Annotated in this window: 16 protein-coding genes and 1 pseudogene; 11 read left to right on the top strand and 6 right to left on the bottom strand. The window is 70.5% G+C overall.

What is annotated here, in order from left to right; translation table 11 throughout:
* The first annotated feature begins 57 nt into the window (after positions 1–57).
* The 8 genes from ACF09J_RS31725 to pssA all read left to right on the top strand — a co-directional run bounded on the left by ACF09J_RS31725 (position 58) and on the right by pssA (position 9,143).
* Positions 58–876, top strand: coding sequence for a TetR family transcriptional regulator (locus tag ACF09J_RS31725; protein ID WP_392308907.1), 819 nt, complete (start codon positions 58–60; stop codon positions 874–876).
* Positions 877–1,339: 463 nt separating this feature from the next.
* Complete coding sequence (gene ccrA / locus ACF09J_RS31720) at positions 1,340–2,677, top strand: crotonyl-CoA carboxylase/reductase (RefSeq protein ID WP_392308942.1); 1,338 nt, start codon at positions 1,340–1,342, stop codon at positions 2,675–2,677.
* A gap of 9 nt (positions 2,678–2,686) precedes the next feature.
* Positions 2,687–4,735 carry a protein meaA gene (locus tag ACF09J_RS31715; protein WP_392308906.1) on the top strand — a complete coding sequence of 683 codons (2,049 nt, stop codon included), beginning with the start codon at positions 2,687–2,689 and terminating at the stop codon, positions 4,733–4,735.
* Positions 4,732–5,751 (top strand): HpcH/HpaI aldolase/citrate lyase family protein, encoded by a 1,020-nt coding sequence (locus ACF09J_RS31710; protein WP_392308905.1) that lies wholly within the window; start codon positions 4,732–4,734, stop codon positions 5,749–5,751. Before ACF09J_RS31715 ends, ACF09J_RS31710 begins: the two co-directional genes overlap by 4 nt.
* Before the next feature lie 5 nt (positions 5,752–5,756).
* On the top strand, positions 5,757–6,269 hold the full coding sequence (locus ACF09J_RS31705) for a MaoC family dehydratase (protein ID WP_392308904.1): 513 nt from the start codon (positions 5,757–5,759) through the stop codon (positions 6,267–6,269).
* Entirely contained in the window at positions 6,269–7,474 is a 1,206-nt protein-coding gene (locus ACF09J_RS31700) for an acyl-CoA dehydrogenase family protein (RefSeq protein ID WP_392308903.1), read from the top strand. Before ACF09J_RS31705 ends, ACF09J_RS31700 begins: the two co-directional genes overlap by 1 nt.
* A 171-nt stretch (positions 7,475–7,645) precedes the next feature.
* Positions 7,646–8,302: a phosphatidylserine decarboxylase gene (locus ACF09J_RS31695; RefSeq protein WP_100566584.1), complete on the top strand. Its 657-nt coding sequence runs from the start codon at positions 7,646–7,648 to the stop codon at positions 8,300–8,302.
* Between the two features lie 22 nt (positions 8,303–8,324).
* Complete coding sequence (gene pssA, locus ACF09J_RS31690) at positions 8,325–9,143, top strand: CDP-diacylglycerol--serine O-phosphatidyltransferase (RefSeq protein WP_326806356.1); 819 nt, start codon at positions 8,325–8,327, stop codon at positions 9,141–9,143.
* Positions 9,144–9,700: 557 nt separating this feature from the next.
* On the opposite strand, the gene ACF09J_RS31685 is transcribed toward pssA, so the two are convergent.
* A complete protein-coding gene (locus ACF09J_RS31685; RefSeq protein ID WP_392308941.1) occupies positions 9,701–10,843 on the bottom strand; it encodes a glycerate kinase in 1,143 nt (380 codons plus the stop codon).
* A 182-nt stretch (positions 10,844–11,025) separates the two neighbouring features.
* Here ACF09J_RS31685 and ACF09J_RS31680 point away from each other — a divergent pair, with 182 nt between their 5' ends.
* Together ACF09J_RS31680 and ACF09J_RS31675 are read left to right on the top strand one after the other, a co-directional pair.
* The gene (locus tag ACF09J_RS31680; RefSeq protein ID WP_392308902.1) at positions 11,026–12,114 is read left to right on the top strand and encodes an ADP-ribosylglycohydrolase family protein; all 1,089 of its coding nucleotides are present in this window, start codon (positions 11,026–11,028) and stop codon (positions 12,112–12,114) included.
* Positions 12,115–12,200: 86 nt separating this feature from the next.
* Positions 12,201–12,692, top strand: coding sequence for an NUDIX domain-containing protein (locus tag ACF09J_RS31675; protein WP_392308901.1), 492 nt, complete (start codon positions 12,201–12,203; stop codon positions 12,690–12,692).
* A 358-nt stretch (positions 12,693–13,050) separates the two neighbouring features.
* On the opposite strand, the gene ACF09J_RS31670 is transcribed toward ACF09J_RS31675, so the two are convergent.
* Positions 13,051–13,203: a hypothetical protein gene (locus ACF09J_RS31670; RefSeq protein WP_392308900.1), complete on the bottom strand. Its 153-nt coding sequence runs from the start codon at positions 13,201–13,203 to the stop codon at positions 13,051–13,053.
* Between the two features lie 117 nt (positions 13,204–13,320).
* The gene (locus tag ACF09J_RS31665; RefSeq protein ID WP_392308940.1) at positions 13,321–13,674 is read right to left on the bottom strand and encodes a DUF6247 family protein; all 354 of its coding nucleotides are present in this window, start codon (positions 13,672–13,674) and stop codon (positions 13,321–13,323) included.
* 248 nt (positions 13,675–13,922) lie between these two features.
* On the opposite strand from ACF09J_RS31665, the pseudogene ACF09J_RS31660 reads away from it, so the two are divergent.
* Positions 13,923–14,283 (top strand): annotated as a pseudogene (locus tag ACF09J_RS31660) (NAD-dependent deacetylase); the annotation flags it as partial.
* Between the two features lie 13 nt (positions 14,284–14,296).
* Here the strand turns inward: ACF09J_RS31660 and ACF09J_RS31655 are convergent.
* The 3 genes from ACF09J_RS31655 to ACF09J_RS31645 form a co-directional block, all read right to left on the bottom strand.
* Positions 14,297–15,727: a selenium-binding protein SBP56-related protein gene (locus tag ACF09J_RS31655; RefSeq protein WP_392308899.1), complete on the bottom strand. Its 1,431-nt coding sequence runs from the start codon at positions 15,725–15,727 to the stop codon at positions 14,297–14,299.
* Between the two features lie 129 nt (positions 15,728–15,856).
* On the bottom strand, positions 15,857–15,994 hold the full coding sequence (locus tag ACF09J_RS31650; protein ID WP_392308898.1) for a LysM peptidoglycan-binding domain-containing protein: 138 nt from the start codon (positions 15,992–15,994) through the stop codon (positions 15,857–15,859).
* A 183-nt stretch (positions 15,995–16,177) separates the two neighbouring features.
* The gene (locus ACF09J_RS31645; protein WP_392308897.1) at positions 16,178–16,657 is read right to left on the bottom strand and encodes a hypothetical protein; all 480 of its coding nucleotides are present in this window, start codon (positions 16,655–16,657) and stop codon (positions 16,178–16,180) included.
* Positions 16,658–16,711 lie beyond the last annotated feature (54 nt).

Here is a 16,711-nt window from a genome sequence, read left to right as displayed (position 1 = left end):
GACGGAGGAAGGCGGGGACGTGCGCACCGGGCCGCTCACATGCAGTACGTTCGGGTCATGCCCCAGCCCGCCAGGTCCACACGCACACCCGCCACGCCCGACGCGCCGGAGAGCGCCGCAGGCTCCCGCGCGGCCGCCCAACGGCTCAAGATGCGCCGGGAGCTGGCGGCCGCCGCGATGGAGCTGTTCGCGACCAAGGGGTACGAGGCGACCACGGTCGACGAGATCGCGGCGGCGGCCGGGGTCGCCCGCCGCACCTTCTTCCGCCACTTCCGCTCCAAGGAAGAGGCCATCTTCCCCGACCACGACGACACCCTGATCCGCGCCGAGGCGGTCCTCAACGCGGCCCCCGCGCACGAGCACCCGCTCGACACGGTGTGCCGGGGCATCAAGGAAGTCATGAAGATGTACGCGGCGCAGCCGGAGATCTCGGTCGCCCGCTACCGGCTGACCCGCGAGGTGCCCACGCTGCGCGAGGCGGAGATCGCCTCCGTGGCCCGCTACGAGCGCCTGTTCACGCGTTATCTGCTGGGCCACTTCGACGAGCGCGTGCACGCCGACGACGCCAACGACGACCCGCTGCTGGCGGAGGTCGCCGCCTCCGCCGTGGTCACCGCGCACAACCACGTGCTGCGGCGTTGGCTGCGGGCCGAGGGCCGGGGAGACGTCGAGGCGCAGCTCGACCACGCCTTCGCGATCGTGCGCAAGACGTTCGGCACCGGCATCGGGGCCGGCCGCGCCGCGGCGCCCGGGTCCGCCCCCGGGTCCTCGGCGGCGGTGTCCCAGCAGGGCGAGGTACTGGTCGCGGTCGCCCGCACCGATGCCCCGCTGGAAGAGGTCATGCGGACCATCGAGGAGGCGCTGAAAGAGCGCTGAGAGGCCTCGCGATCGCGAGGACCACGGACGCGCAGGTACTGACGGCCACCCCAGGGGTGGCCGTTTTCGCATGTCGGAGCCCGTTTTCACCCGACTCGGCGACCCCCTTCGATCGATCATCGCTCATCTGTTGCGTAAAGTTTTCGTTTGAGCGAGAATTCTGGCACTCAGTGCCTTGCCGGATGACACGCGGTGTCATACGTTGAAGGTGTCCGGGCGGTCGGCGCGCGGCAGAACCGCACGCACGCCGGCTGTCCCAGCAAGCCGATGGCGGCTCGCACGCCCGGACGCCTGCGTCACAGGCAACCTCCCGCGCCACAAAGCGCTGCCGAAAGCCCCACACCCGCCGAACCGACGGCACCCGGCCGGAACCGACGGCCCCCTCAGCACCCCTCAGCAGCACCGACGTAACCCTCAGCGCCCCTCCCCCGGGGCGCTCGACGCCGGAGGCAACACCGTGACCGTGAAGGACATCCTGGAGGCGATCCAGTCGCCGGACGCCACGTCCGCCGACTTCGCCGCCCTGCCACTGCCCGAGTCGTACCGCGCGATCACCGTGCACAAGGACGAGACGGAGATGTTCGCCGGGCTCGCCACCCGCGACAAGGACCCGCGCAAGTCCCTGCACCTGGACGAGGTGCCGGTGCCCGAGCTGGGCCCCGGCGAGGCCCTGGTGGCCGTCATGGCCTCCTCGGTCAACTACAACTCGGTGTGGACCTCGATCTTCGAGCCGATGTCGACGTTCGGCTTCCTGGAGCGCTACGGCCGGCTCAGCGAACTCACCAGGCGCCACGACCTGCCGTACCACGTCATCGGCTCCGACCTGGCCGGCGTCGTCCTGCGCACCGGCCCCGGCGTCAACGCCTGGCACCCCGGTGACGAGGTCGTCGCGCACTGCCTGTCCGTCGAGCTGGAGTCGAGCGACGGCCACAACGACACGATGCTCGACCCGGAGCAGCGCATCTGGGGCTTCGAGACCAACTTCGGCGGCCTCGCCGAGATCGCGCTGGTCAAGTCCAACCAGCTGATGCCCAAGCCCGGCCATCTGAGCTGGGAGGAGGCCGCCGCCCCCGGTCTGGTCAACTCCACCGCCTACCGCCAGCTCGTCTCCCGCAACGGCGCCGGCATGAAGCAGGGCGACAACGTGCTCATCTGGGGCGCGAGCGGCGGACTCGGCAGCTACGCCACGCAGTTCGCCCTCGCCGGCGGCGCGACCCCCGTCTGCGTCGTCTCCAGCGAGCAGAAGGCGGACCTCTGCCGCGCCATGGGCGCCGAGGCGATCATCGACCGCACCGCCGAGGGCTACCGGTTCTGGAAGGACGAGCACACCCAGGACCCCAAGGAGTGGAAGCGCTTCGGCAAGCGCATCCGCGAACTCACCGGCGGCGAGGACGTCGACATCGTCTTCGAGCACCCCGGCCGCGAGACGTTCGGCGCGAGCGTGTACGTCACCCGCAAGGGCGGCACCGTCGTCACCTGCGCCTCCACCTCGGGCTACACCCACGAGTACGACAACCGCTACCTGTGGATGTCCCTGAAGCGCATCATCGGCTCCCACTTCGCCAACTACCGCGAGGCCTGGGAGGCCAACCGCCTCATCGCCAAGGGAAAGATCCACCCCACGCTGTCCCGGGTCTACTCCCTGGAGGACACCGGTCAGGCGGCGTACGACGTGCACCGCAACCTGCACCAGGGCAAGGTCGGCGTGCTGTGCCTGGCGCCCGAGGAGGGCCTCGGCGTGCGCGACGAGGCCATGCGCGCCCGGCACATCGACGCCATCAACCGCTTCCGAAACATCTGAGAGGCGCACATGAGTGAGCGTCAGACACCGAGGGCCCACGGGGACAGAGACCGGCCGTGGCTCATGCGCACCTACGCCGGCCACTCCACGGCCGAGGCCTCCAACGAGCTGTACCGGCGCAACCTCGCCAAGGGCCAGACCGGTCTGTCGGTGGCGTTCGACCTGCCGACGCAGACCGGCTACGACTCCGACCACATCCTCGCCCGCGGCGAGGTCGGCCGGGTCGGCGTCCCGGTCGCGCACCTCGGCGACATGCGCCGGCTGTTCCAGGACATCCCCCTGGAGCAGACGAACACCTCGATGACGATCAACGCCACCGCGATGTGGCTGCTGGCCCTCTACCAGGTCGTCGCGGAGGAGCAGGGCGCGGACGTCACCAGGCTCCAGGGCACGACCCAGAACGACATCGTCAAGGAGTACCTGTCCCGCGGCACCCATGTCTTCCCGCCGGGTCCGAGCCTCCGGCTGACCACGGACATGATCGCGTACACGGTCTCCCACATGCCCAAGTGGAACCCGATCAACATCTGCAGCTACCACCTCCAGGAGGCGGGCGCCACACCGGTGCAGGAGATCGCGTACGCGATGTCCACCGCAATCGCCGTCCTGGACGCGGTGCGCGACAGCGGCCAGGTGCCGCAGGAGCGCATGGGCGACGTCGTCGGCCGTATCTCCTTCTTCGTGAACGCGGGCGTCCGCTTCGTCGAGGAGATGTGCAAGATGCGGGCGTTCGGCCGCGTCTGGGACCGGATCACCCGCGAGCGGTACGGCATCGAGGACCCCAGGCACCGCCGCTTCCGCTACGGCGTCCAGGTCAACTCCCTCGGCCTGACCGAGGCGCAGCCGGAGAACAACGTCCAGCGGATCGTCCTGGAGATGCTGGCCGTCACCCTCTCCAAGGACGCACGCGCGCGTGCCGTGCAGCTGCCCGCCTGGAACGAGGCCCTCGGCCTGCCCCGCCCCTGGGACCAGCAGTGGTCGCTGCGCATCCAGCAGGTGCTGGCCTACGAGTCCGACCTGCTGGAGTACGAGGACATCTTCGAGGGCTCGAAGGTGGTCGAGGCGAAGGTGGCGGACCTGGTCGAGGCGGTGCTCGCCGAGATGGAGCACATCCAGGAGCTGGGCGGCGCGATGGCCGCCGTGGAGTCCGGCTACCTGAAGTCGCAGCTCGTCGCCTCGCACGCCGAGCGCCGGGCCCGGATCGAGTCGGGCCAGGAGAAGATCGTCGGCGTCAACATATTCGAGGGCACCGAGCCGAACCCGCTGACCGCCGATCTGGACACCGCGATCCAGACGGTCGACCCGGCGGTCGAGGCCCGCGTGACCGCCTCGCTCCAGCACTGGCGCGACACCCGCTACCAGCCGCCGTTCAACCACCCGCGCCCCTGCAAGGCGCTGGAGCGGCTGAAGGAGGCGGCCAAGGGCACCGACAACCTGATGGAGGCCACGCTGGAGTGCGCCCGCTCGGGTGTCACGACCGGCGAGTGGGCCGGGGCCCTGCGCGAGGTGTTCGGCGAGTTCCGGGCGCCCACCGGCGTGTCGTCGGCGCCGGTCGCCGTCCCCGCCGAGGAGGGCTCGGCGCTGGCCCGAGTGCGCCGCAGGGTGGAACTGACGGCCCATGACCTCGGAGTGGGCAAGCTGCGCTTCCTGGTCGGCAAGCCGGGCCTGGACGGGCACTCCAACGGCGCGGAGCAGATCGCCGTACGGGCACGCGACGCCGGGTTCGAGGTGGTCTACCAGGGCATACGGCTGACCCCCGAACAGATCGTGGACGCGGCCCTCGCCGAGGACGTGCACGCGGTCGGCCTGTCCATCCTGTCCGGCTCGCACGCCCAGCTCGTGCCGGACGTACTGGAGCGGCTGCGCCGGGCCGGCGCCGCCGACATCCCGGTGATCGCCGGCGGGATCATCCCGGGCGCCGACGCCGAGCAGCTCAGGGCCGCCGGAGTGGCCGCGGTCTTCACCCCGAAGGACTTCGACATCACCGGGATCATCGGCCGTATCGTCGACGAGATCCGGAAAGCGAACAAGCTCGACCCCCTGGAGGTCCCCGCATGACGGCCCACCCGTCGCCCGCCGCCACCCCTCTGACGAGCGGCTCCGGCGCGCCCCTTCCCTCTGTCAACCGTCTCCGCCCGCGGCGCTCCTGTCTGGCCGTACCGGGCTCGAACCCCCGTTTCCTGGAGAAGGCGCAGGGACTGCCCGCCGACCAGGTGTTCCTCGACCTGGAGGACGCCTGCGCGCCGCTGGCCAAGCCGGAGGCACGGCACACCATCGTCAAGTTCCTCAACGAGGGCGACTGGACGGGCAGGACGAGGGTGGTGCGGGTCAACGACTGGACGACCGAGTGGACGTACCGGGACGTCGTGACGGTGGTAGAGGGCGCGGGCCAGAACCTGGACTGCGTCATGCTGCCGAAGGTGCAGGACGCCCAGCAGATCGTGGCGCTGGACCTGCTGCTGACCCAGATCGAGAAGACGATGGGCTTCGAGGTGGGCCGCATCGGCATCGAGGCGCAGATCGAGAACGCCCGCGGCCTGAACAACGTCAACGAGATCGCGCAGGCCTCCCAGCGAGTCGAGACGATCGTCTTCGGCCCGGCCGACTTCATGGCGTCCATCAACATGAAGTCGCTCGTCGTGGGCGAGCAGCCGCCCGGCTACCCGGCGGACGCCTACCACTACATCCTGATGAAGATCCTGATGGCCGCGCGCGCCAACGACCTCCAGGCGATCGACGGCCCCTACCTCCAGATCCGCAACGTGGACGGCTTCCGCGAGGTCGCACAGCGGGCCGCGGCGCTCGGCTTCGACGGCAAGTGGGTGCTGCACCCCGGTCAGGTGGAGGCCGCCAACGAGGTCTTCTCGCCGTCCCAGGAGGACTACGACCACGCGGAGCTGATCCTCGACGCGTACGAGTACTGCACGTCCGAGGCGGGCGGCAAGAAGGGCTCGGCGATGCTCGGCGACGAGATGATCGACGAGGCCAGCCGCAAGATGGCGCTGGTCGTCGCGGGCAAGGGCCGCGCCGCCGGCATGCGGCGCACGTCGAAGTTCGAGATCCCGGAGGGCTGAGCGGCATGCAGTTCGGACGGACCTACGAGGAGTTCGAGGTCGGGGCGGTCTACAAGCACTGGCCGGGCAAGACGGTCACGGAGTACGACGACCACCTGTTCTGCCTCCTGACCATGAACCACCACCCGCTCCACATGGACGCCAACTACGCCGAGAAGACGACCGACTTCGGCCGGAACGTCGTCGTGGGCAACTACGTCTACTCCCTGCTGCTCGGCATGTCCGTGCCGGACGTCTCCGGAAAGGCCATCGCCAACCTGGAGATCGAGTCGCTCAAGCACGTGGCGCCGACGTTCCACGGCGACACGGTCTACGGCGAGACGACGGTGCTGGACAAGTGGCCGTCGAAGTCGAAGAACGACCGCGGGATCGTCCACGTCGAGACCAGGGGCTACAAGCAGGACGGCACGCTGGTGTGCGTCTTCCGCCGCAAGGTGATGGTGCCGACCGAGACGTACACCAAGGAGCGCGGCGGGGAACAGCCGGGCCGCCCGGAACCGAAGCAGCAGGAGAAGTGATGACGCGCCTGGCCCGGACCGCCGGTCTGACGGACGTGCAGCAGGAGATCGTCTCCACCGTCCGTGACTTTGTCGACAAGGAGATCATCCCGGTCGCGACCGGGCTTGAGCACCGCGACGAGTACCCGCAAGCGATCGTGGACGGCCTGAGGGAACTGGGCCTGTTCGGTCTGATGATCCCCGAGGAGTACGGGGGCCTGGGCGAGTCGCTGCTGACGTACGCGCTGTGCGTGGAGGAGATCGCCCGTGGCTGGATGTCGGTGTCCGGCATCATCAACACCCACTTCATCGTCGCCTACATGCTCAAGCAGCACGGCACCCAGGAACAGAAGGACCACTTCCTGCCGAAGATGGCGGCCGGCGACATCCGCGGCGCCTTCTCGATGTCGGAGCCGGGCCTTGGCTCCGACGTGTCGGCGATCACGTCGAAGGCGGTGAAGGACGGCGACGACTACGTCCTCACCGGCCAGAAGATGTGGCTCACCAACGGCGGCACCTCCTCCCTCGTCGCCGTCCTGGTCCGCAGTGACGAGGGTCACCCCGAGGGCACCGCCCCTCACAAGTCCATGACGACCTTCCTGGTGGAGAAGGAGCCCGGCTTCGGCGAGGTCCGGCCCGGCCTCTCCATCCCCGGCAAGATCGACAAGATGGGCTACAAGGGCGTCGACACCACCGAACTCATCATGGACGGCCTGCGCGTGCCCGCCGACCGGGTGCTCGGCGGCGTCACCGGGCGCGGCTTCTACCAGATGATGGACGGCGTCGAGGTCGGCCGCGTCAACGTCGCCGCCCGCGGCTGCGGCGTCGCCCAGCGCGCCTTCGAACTCGGCATCGCCTACGCCCAGCAGCGCCACACCTTCGGCAAGCCGATCGCCCATCACCAGGCCATCCAGTTCAAGCTGGCGGAGATGGCCACCAAGGTGGAGGCCGCGCATGCCATGATGGTGAACGCCGCCCGCAAGAAGGACTCGGGCGAGCGCAATGACCTCGAGGCCGGCATGGCGAAGTACCTGGCCTCCGAATACTGCAAGGAGGTCGTCGAGGACGCGTTCCGCATCCACGGCGGGTACGGCTTCTCCAAGGAGTACGAGATCGAGCGCCTGTACCGTGAGGCCCCCATGTTGCTCATCGGTGAAGGCACCGCCGAGATCCAGAAAATGATCATCGGCCGCAGACTGCTCGAAGAGTATCGGTTCCAGGGCTGAATGTCCGCCTACGGGGTGTTTTCTTCGAGAAGAAGATCACACCCCGTCAGCGGTGTTCCGCCGCCGACTCGACAGCTCGGCTTACCCAGTTGTGGCCCTTAACCGCTACGATCGCGGAAAGCCGCCGTCCCCCGTCGAAAGCGCGGCATTCATCCGCTACGAAGGTCATCCATGCCCCACAGCCAAACCCCTGCACATCGTGACAGCCTGGCCGGCGTACGCCTTGCGCGCGGAGCATCGCCGTGGCTTCTTCCGACCGTCGCCACCGCGGCCGTCAGCCTGCTGCGCGCCCGCCGCTCGGGTGCCGCCAAGGCCGTAGCCGTTCCCGCCACCGCGCTGGCGGCGGGAATGCTGTGGTTCTTCCGCGACCCGGAGCGCGAGATCGCCCAGGGCCGCGTCATCTCGCCGGCCGACGGTGTGGTGCAGAGCATCATGCCGTGGAAGGACGGCCGCACCCGCGTCGCGATCTTCATGAGCCCGCTGAACGTCCACGTCAACCGCGCCCCGCTCTCCGGCACGGTCACGTCGGTCGAGCACGTGCCCGGCGGTTTCGTTCCGGCTTTCAACAAGGAGAGCGAGAACAACGAGCGGGTCGTCTGGCACTTCGACACCGAGCTCGGCGACATCGAGATGGTGCAGATCGCCGGCGCGGTGGCCCGCCGCATCGTCCCCTACATCCCCTCCGGCACCAAGGTCGAGCAGGGCGAGCGGGTCGGTCTGATCCGTTTCGGCTCGCGCGTCGACCTGTACCTGCCCGAGGGTGTGGACGTCGCGGTCGAGGTCGGCCAGAAGACCGTGGCTGGGGTGACTCGCATTGACCGTGATTGATCCCGAGACCCAGGCCGGCTGGGTGCCCGAGGCGGACGAGGTGGACGAAGAGGAGGAGATGCCCCTCTCGTTGCGCCTGTCGATAGCGGACACCCTCACCCTGGGCAACGCGACCTGCGGCTTCATGGCGGTGTACTTCACCACCACCGGCATCCTGATCCCGCACCTGACAGGCAACGACGAGTCGGCGGGCATGGCCCGGCACAGCGCCGCCACGGCGGTCATCCTGATGCTGTGCGCGGCCGTCTTCGACCTCTTCGACGGCCTGGTCGCGAGGAAGCTGCGCTCCTCCCCCATGGGCGCCGAGCTGGACAACCTCTCCGACCTGATCAGCTTCGGCCTGGCGCCGGCGTACTTCGTCCTCGTCTACGGCATGGTCGCGGACGACGCCCACCAGAGGGTGGCGGCCCTCGGCGCGATCGTGGTGCTGCTGGCGGTGGTCCTGCGGCTCGCCAGATTCTCCTGCGTGACGCTGAAGGACGGCATGTTCCAGGGCATGCCCTCGCCCTTCGGCGCGCTGACGGTGGTCTCCATCGTCCTGCTCGAGCTGCCCTTCGTGGCCACGCTCCTGGCGATCGTCGGCACGGCATGGCTGATGGTGAGCCGAGTGGAGTACCCGAAGCCGAGGGGCCGCCTGGCGGTGGCCATGCTGTCCTGGATCGTCCTCTCGATGGGCCTCCTGGCGGCCTGGGCCTTCGACGCCCCCAGCGGCCAGCTCCTCCTCCAGACCGGCTGCGCCCTGCAACTGGTCATGGGCGCGGTGATCCCCCTGTTCGCCACGGCCCGCCGAGTAAACAACTTCCGCGACAACCGCCGCGAGGCGCGGGCGGCCCAGCCGTAACGCTCCGCTGCACTGGCCGGTGGCAAAGGGCCCCGAACCGTGAGGTTCGGGGCCCTTTGCCGTGCCGGGCGAGGCCGGGCTTCCCGCGCCCTCGGCGCCCGCTCCGCCCCCGCCCCCACGGACGTTTTCGCAGAGGCGCCTCACCGGGGCGAGGGGCGCAGGGGCGAAGCCCCGCCGGGGTCTGGGGCGAAGCCCCGGCTGGGGTGCAGGGGCGAAGCCCCCGCTGGGGTGCAGGGGCGAAGCCCCGGCGGGGTCTGGGGCGGAGCCCCGGCTGGGGTGCAGGGGCGAAGCCCCGGCGGGGTCTGGGGCGGAGCCCCGGCTGGGGTGCAGGGGCGAAGCCCCGCCGGGGTCTGGGGCGAAGCCCCAGGGAACAGCCCCCTCACACCCACCCAGTCGGGCGGGTGGGCGGGCAAGACCGGGGCGGAGCCCCGGCGGGGTCTGGGGCGAAGCCCCAGGGAACAGCCCCCTCACACCCACCCAGTCGGGCGGGCGGGTGGGCAAGACCGGGGCGGAGCCCCGGCGGAAGGGGCCCCACAGGCCCGTGGGCGACGCGCGGCTCAGCCCAGACAGTCCGCCCCGATCCGCTCAGCCACCCGCTCCAGAATCGGCCCCGCATCCGCGATGCACCGAGCGACATCCGGCTCGACCTCGGTCAACGCGTACGCGCGTCGAATCCCGGCACCTGACAGAACCTCCGGTGCCAGCGCAAGCCGCCCGCAGACCGCGACGACGTCCTTCCCGGCGGCCCGCGCCGCCGCCGCGACCCCGGCCGGAGCCTTCCCGTGCAGCGTCTGCTCGTCCAGCGAGCCCTCACCCGTGATCACCAGCGAGGCCCGCTCCAGCGCGGGGGCGAACCCCAGCACATCGAGCATGACCTCGATCCCGGCCCGGAACCGCGCCCCGAGCAGCATCGCCCCGAACCCGATACCACCCGCCGCACCGGCCCCGGGCGAGGCGGCGTACTCGGCGGCCCGGCTCCCGACCTCGCCCGCACCCTCCAGTACCTTCGCGAAGTGCGCGAGCGCCGCGTCCAGCGCCGCCACGTCCTCCGCCGACGCACCCTTCTGCGGCCCGTAGACCGCCGGAGCACCCTTCGGCCCGGTCAGCGGATTGTCGACATCGCTCGCGAGCACCAGCTCCACCCCGGCGAGCCTCGGGTCGAGCCCGGACAGATCCGCCCGGGCGAGTTCCGCCAGCCCCCCGCCACCCGGAGGAATCGGCTGCCCGTCCGCGTCCAGGAACCGCGCCCCGAGCGCGGACAGCATCCCCGCGCCCCCGTCCGTCGTCGCGCTCCCGCCCACGCCGAACACGATCGTGCGCGCCCCCGCGTCCAGCGCGGCCCGCAGCAGCTCCCCGGAGCCGTACGTGGAGGCCGTGAGCGGCGCGAACACACCGGCCGGCAGCCGCTGCAACCCACTGGCCTCGGCCATCTCGATGACCGCCGTGCCGTCACGCAACGCGAAAGACGCGGTCACCGCGTCCCCGAGGGGACCCGCGACCCGTACCTCCCGGCGCTCGAACCCGGCCGCGACCGCCGCGTCCACGGTCCCGTCGCCGCCGTCGGCGACGGGCAGCGCCTCCACCTCCACGTCCGGCGCGACCCGGCGCAGCCCTGCCGTCACGCGCTCGGCGACCTGCACGGCCGTCAGCGAGCCCTTGAACTTGTCCGCGGCAACCAGCACCCTCCGGGTGCCTCGCACTGCAGCGTCCGCCACCTTGACATCCCCTTGCTCTCCGGGGCCCCGCACGTCAGGGCCAGTCGCGCCGCTGCGACCTTAACCGCCGACCACCCCCGCCGTCATGCCCCGCCCGGACCGTGAGAAGCCCCTGACGTGCCCGCCGGCCCGCGCGACCGCTCCCGGAATCCGGTAGACCGGTTCCCATGACCGCTGTGGAGACCGCCGTGGACACCGGACCAGGGCTCGCCGACCGCGTCCTCGGCGGCTGGCTGGGCCGGATCGCGGGCAACATGCTCGGCAAGCCGGTGGAGCAGGGCGAGGTGTGGACACGCGACCGCATCGACCGCTATCTGCGCGCGGCCGGCGCGCTGCCCCTCACCGACTACCTCCCCGAACCGACCGGCGGCGACGCCGACAGCCCGCCGCTGCGCCCCGAGTGGCGGAGCTGCGTACGGGGCCGGATCCACGGCAGTTGCCGCGACGACGACGTCGACTACGCGATCCTGGGCCTGGACCTCCTGGAGATGCACGGCTTCGGCTTCACCACCGAGCAGGTCGGCGAGCTGTGGCTGCGGCGCCTGCCGTACCTCCAGACGTTCACCGCGGAGCGGGCCGCGTACCGCAATCTCGCGAACGGGCTCAAGCCGCCCCTGACGGCCACGTACGACAACCCGTACCAGGAGTGGATCGGCGCCCTGATCCGCGCCGACATCCACGGCTGGACCAGCCCGGGCGACCCGCGCCGCGCCGCGTCGCTGGCCCGCCGCGACGCGGTGCTGTCGCACACCGGCAACGGCGTCTACGGCGCCATGTGGGCGGCGGCACTGATCGCGGCGGCCTTCACCGCGCCGACCGTGCGCGCCGCCGTCGAGACCGCGCTGCCGGTGATCCCGGCCGGCAGCCGCCTGGCCCGCACGGTGCGCCGGACGGTCGCCCTGCACGAGGCGGGCCTGCCCTGGGAGGTCGCGCTCGACGCGCTCGGGGACGAGACCTCGGGCCTCGGCTGGATCCACACGGTCCCGAACGCCGCCGTCATCACGGCCGGCCTGCTCTACGGCGACGGCGACTTCACCCGCACCCTCGCGCTGACCGTCCGCGCGGGCCTGGACACGGACTCCAACGGCGCGACGGCCGGCTCGGTGGCCGGCGTCATGACGGGCGCGGCGGCCGTCCCCGCCCGGTGGAAGGACCCCCTTGAGGACACGGTCCGCAGCGCGGTCTTCGGCTTCGACGGCGTCCGCGTCACCGAACTCGCCGAACGCACCCTGCGTCTGGCCCTCCCCGACGCCTGACGGGCCGGCCCGCAAGGTCGCCGCCCCGATGTGACCATGCCGCTCCGGTTCGCACCGGCTGCCACGAGGCTCGTTACCCTTCTTGGATGACCACTGCGGACTACGCCACGTACATCGCCGGCCTCCCCCGGGTCCTCGCCGCTGCCGCCTGCGTCTTCCGTGACGCAGAGGGTCACGTGCTTCTCGTCGAGCCCAACTACCGCGACGGCTGGACGCTGCCGGGCGGCACCGTCGAGTCCGACGACGGGGAGACCCCGCGCCAGGGCGCGCGCCGCGAGACGCTGGAGGAGATCGGGCTCGACCGCGAGCCGGGACGGCTGCTCGTCGTGGACTGGGTCCCCGGCACCGGACGGCCACCCCTGGTGGCGTACCTCTACGACGGCGGGCTCCTCACCGACGACGACCTCAAGGCGATCCGCCTCCAGGAGGAGGAACTGCTGTCCTGGCGCCTGGTCGCCCGCGACGACCTCACCGCCCACCTGCCCGGCGCCCTGGGCCGCCGCGTCCTGACCGCCCTCGACATCCTCACCGACGGCACGGGCACCACAGAACTGGAAAACGGCCACCGCCCCGACTGACCACCGGCCGCCCCCGGACCGGGGCCCACCCGCATATCCGTTGGCCCGCCCAGCCCCTCCGCCCTACCCTCGGTCCCATGACCAGACCCCTCGTCGCCATCCTCAGCGGTGCGGGCATCTCGACCGAACAGAGCGGACGAGCACAACCCAGAACGGCAAACCGAAGTGGGACGCTCCAGCAGCCCAGAAACGTCCTGGACGGCTGAGTGTCGCTTGCTACTCGTTGACTTCCGGAGCTGGCGCGATGCCCGTCGCACGACGCGCCCCGGTTCGTCTCGAACGAGGTAGTTGGTTTGGCCCCCGTGGCTACGAGGCTCTCGGGCCGGGCCACCCTTGGGGCGCGCGACCGTGGTGAGGGCTACAGCGCCTCGAACGGGGGCACGATGCGAACAATGATGATCAGCGGGTCACGCGGTGCCACCAGGAAGTAGAACCGGCCGCCGGCGGCGTCCATGCGGCGCAGACCGCCCGGCCGGGGGCCGTTGCCGAGATCGCTGACGTCGATGCCCATAGTGGCAAGGTCGACGAGCTGGTCGGACCAGACGTTCCACCTCCGCCACCACGTGAGCGGGGATGCCGCCTGCCACGTGGGCGTGATCGGGGTCGTACTCCCAGCGCCAGTCCGTGCTCACCGGGCCGACAGGCCGACGGCCGCGTGGGCTTCGTCCAGGATCCGTCCGATCTCAGAGGCGGCCTGCCGTGCCTGGGCTGCGTCGCCGGACGCGGCGGTGTCTTCCCAGCGGCGGAGGTCTGCTGCCAGGTCGGGCCGGCGCTGGATGTGGACATAGGTGGCCCACTGAGCGATGAACCGCTGGAGCGGGGCCAGATCGGAGCCCTGCCGGGACTGGTCGGCCGCCTGGTCCAGCTCCCGGGTGAAGGCCGGCAGCGCGGCAGGCGCAATCTGACTGATGGCCTGCCGCAGCGCGGCAACCGTGGCAGGAGGCTGGGGGATGAGCGGTTGCCCAGCGGCGGAGGTGGTCATGGCTACTCCCATGCGCCTGATTCTGATCCCAGGCATCAGCGTATCGGGCGTGAGTGCTCCACCACCGCTCGAACGGGTGAGGGAGAACCGATACGGCGCCCCGTCGTACCGCCCTGCGCGGCTTGGCGAGACGCGTTCAAAGGCCAGCTGATGCGACCGAGTGGGGAACGACTGTTTGATCCATGTCATCCGGCCCCGCTTCCGCACTCTAACGGCCGGGGCTTGCGCCATTTGTTGCCGAGCGCGCTGTGCGCACGGGGTGCGGGGCGCGCGGGTCGATGGAGGACGCCCTCGCACGGGGTCGAAGCCGGGGAGGAGGATCCGCCGTGCCGCGAGTGCGACGGGATCCTGAAGTCGGCCACCGTGATGTTCGGTGAGCGGCTCGATCCGCAGGTGCTCGGCCAGGCGCTGGAGATCAGCAAGGCGTGCCAGATGTTCATCGCCGTCGGCACCAGACTCCAGGTGCAGCCGGCCGCCGGCCTCGCGGGCGTGGCGGCCGACCACGGGACACGGCTGATCATCGTCAACGCCGAGCCGACCCCGTACGACGGCATCGCCGACGAAGTCGTACGCGAGCCGATCGGCACCGCACTGCCCGGAATCCTGCGCCCCAGGCGGTCTCTCAGCGGCGGTAGCAGTACGAGTCGGAGGAGGCGTCGCCGCCCTGCAGGCGTGTCTGGTGCACACGCAGGCCCCGGAAGTCCTGACCGTGCGGGAAGAAGCGGCTGTCGACGGAGAGTCCGCCGTGCGAGGTGTCGGCGTCGAGTTTGACCATCCACGGGTCGACGCCCGCGGGGTAGAACTGTGCGTCCCAGGCGGCGTACAAGGAGTTCGTCAGGTACACGCGCCGCCCGTCGCGGCTGAGCTCGACCATCTGCGCTCCGCCCGTCAGCGGAGTGTCCGGCTCCGCGGGGTGCGGCTGTCGGTCGACGATGCCGCCGAGGCGCACGGACGCGGTCTGCCGGGGATGGAACGGGTCGCTCACGTCGTACTGGAGCAGGTCGCCGGTTCCCCAGGCGGATACGTACAGCCACTGGTCGTCCACCGACAGGTCGATGTCGGTGATCAACGGGGGCACGGCACCGAACGGCTGCAGCGCCGGGGGCAGGTCCTCCGTTCGCGCGGGTTCCGCGGGGATGGTGATCACTTTGCGGACGACGAAGTCCTCGCCCTCCCGGTTCCACAACCACACCGACGCCGACAGGTCCTCCACGTTGATCACGGTGTTGGTGAACCCCCACATTGCCTCGGGGTCGTGTGCGGGGCGCAACTCCAGGACCATCTGGTTCTCGTCCCCGATGTCGACGCGCTGCAGGTGCCGGCCGGAGTCCAGCTCCCAGAAGTGCAGCGCATGGCCGTAGCGGCGCTCCAGCAGAAGCTCCGGGACGAGGCCGTCCTCGATCATCGAGGGGGTCCCCCACTCGCTGGTCACGGCGATGTTCTGGCGCAGATGCCACCAGACGTCGTAGGCGAACCACTGCGGTCCGCGGTCGCTCTCCCAGGCGCGCAGCACTTCGAAGCTTTCGTGGTCCAGCAGCGCGATGCCGCCGGGTCCGTCCGCGCCGTCCGCGCCGCCCAGGCAGGACAGGAACATTCCGTCGGGACCGCAGTGGAGTGTGTGCGGACGTGAATATCCGGCCTTGGCGGCCAGCTCCTCGGCCTCGATCACCTTGACCAGGCGGGGGCGGGTGGGATCGGGGACTGTGTCGAAGACGTGCAGCCGGGAAGAGCGCAGTCCCGGGACGATGAGGTAGCGCCGCGCGGCGTGATGATGCCCGGCGTGCGCCAGCGCGCTCGAGCAGGCGTTCCAGCCGAAGTGGTGCAGTTCGTTGCCCAGGTCGGGCATGTCGGCCCAGGAGGTCACACGGCCGTAGTCGGGTGATTCGGGATCGGTGCCGACAGTGAACAACGCGTCCGCGCGCTGTGCGGTCGGGTCGAAGCCCACGACGTACGCGAGCTTCTCCGGGGGTGCGGCGACGGCGTCCGCCGGAGTGCGGTACAGGGTGGGGTCACTGGGGTCACCGCTGTTGTGAGCGTGGCCGGTCGTCGTCATGGCTGTTCCTTCTCCCGAATGGAAGTCTGGAACCGAACCGGGGCTCTGGAGAGGCAGTCGGCCTCACCCGTTCGGGTTCGATGTACGAGTAACGGACATATGCCCCATGAGGCACTCGGGTACGCGTGTTCAGTGAAGGGTGAGGCGCTGCCCCGGGGTGATCAGGTTCGGGTCGCGTCCGATGACGGTCCTGTTCCTCGCGTACAGCGCCGACCAGGACTCGCCGTGGGCACGGGCGATGCTGCTGAGGGTCTCCCCGGGCCGCACGATGTGGAGGTCGGCTCCGGTCTGCTGGGTGCCTCCGGAGGCGACTTGCGGATGCGGACCTGCAGACGGATATGCCGGAAGACCTCATGGCCGGTCAACCTTTCACTGGAGCAGTCGGCTCGGCCGGCCGAGCGGCACGGCAGGCGTCGACGGATCAGGCAAGGGGCGGGCTCGTCGCTGCGGCTATCCGGCCGCGGCTTGTCCGGTCCCGGGAAGTGTGCGGTCGACCTCCGGCACCCTGAGGGCGAACCACCCGACCCTGACCCCGAACAGCCAGACCACACCGAGATACAGGTCCTGGCCGACCTGGCGCATCTCGTCGCGTACCCCGCGGGCGGCGAGGGAGATCTTCGAGTAGTCGATGACGATGCATTCCTGCTCGTCCATCAGGCTCGGGCCCTTGTAGACCTGGGCCTGGACGGCGAGCACGTCGAATGAGGTCATCCGGTTGCTCAGGTAGCCCTCGGAGTCGAAGACCTTGCCCCGCCACACGGCCGCGCGCACCAGCCACGCGAGAGGACGGGCGAGCCGGCTCCCTCCCCATCGCACGATGCCGGTGCCCTCCAGCGGACCCTTGGGAATGTCACCGGCCGGGCTCCGGCCGAAGAGTTTCACGAGGCCGTCGTCACCGGCGTCGAGCAGGTCGCTCTCAGTGAGTGCCACATCGTCCTCCCGGCGGTCGCGAGAACCGTTGGCACAGGGTGGCTTCGCTAGCCG

Source organism: Streptomyces sp. NPDC014889 (assembly GCF_043081205.1).
In the GTDB taxonomy this organism is placed as follows: domain Bacteria; phylum Actinomycetota; class Actinomycetes; order Streptomycetales; family Streptomycetaceae; genus Streptomyces.
Note: the sequence above shows the minus strand (reverse complement) of the source record. Positions and strands in the feature narration are given on the sequence as shown.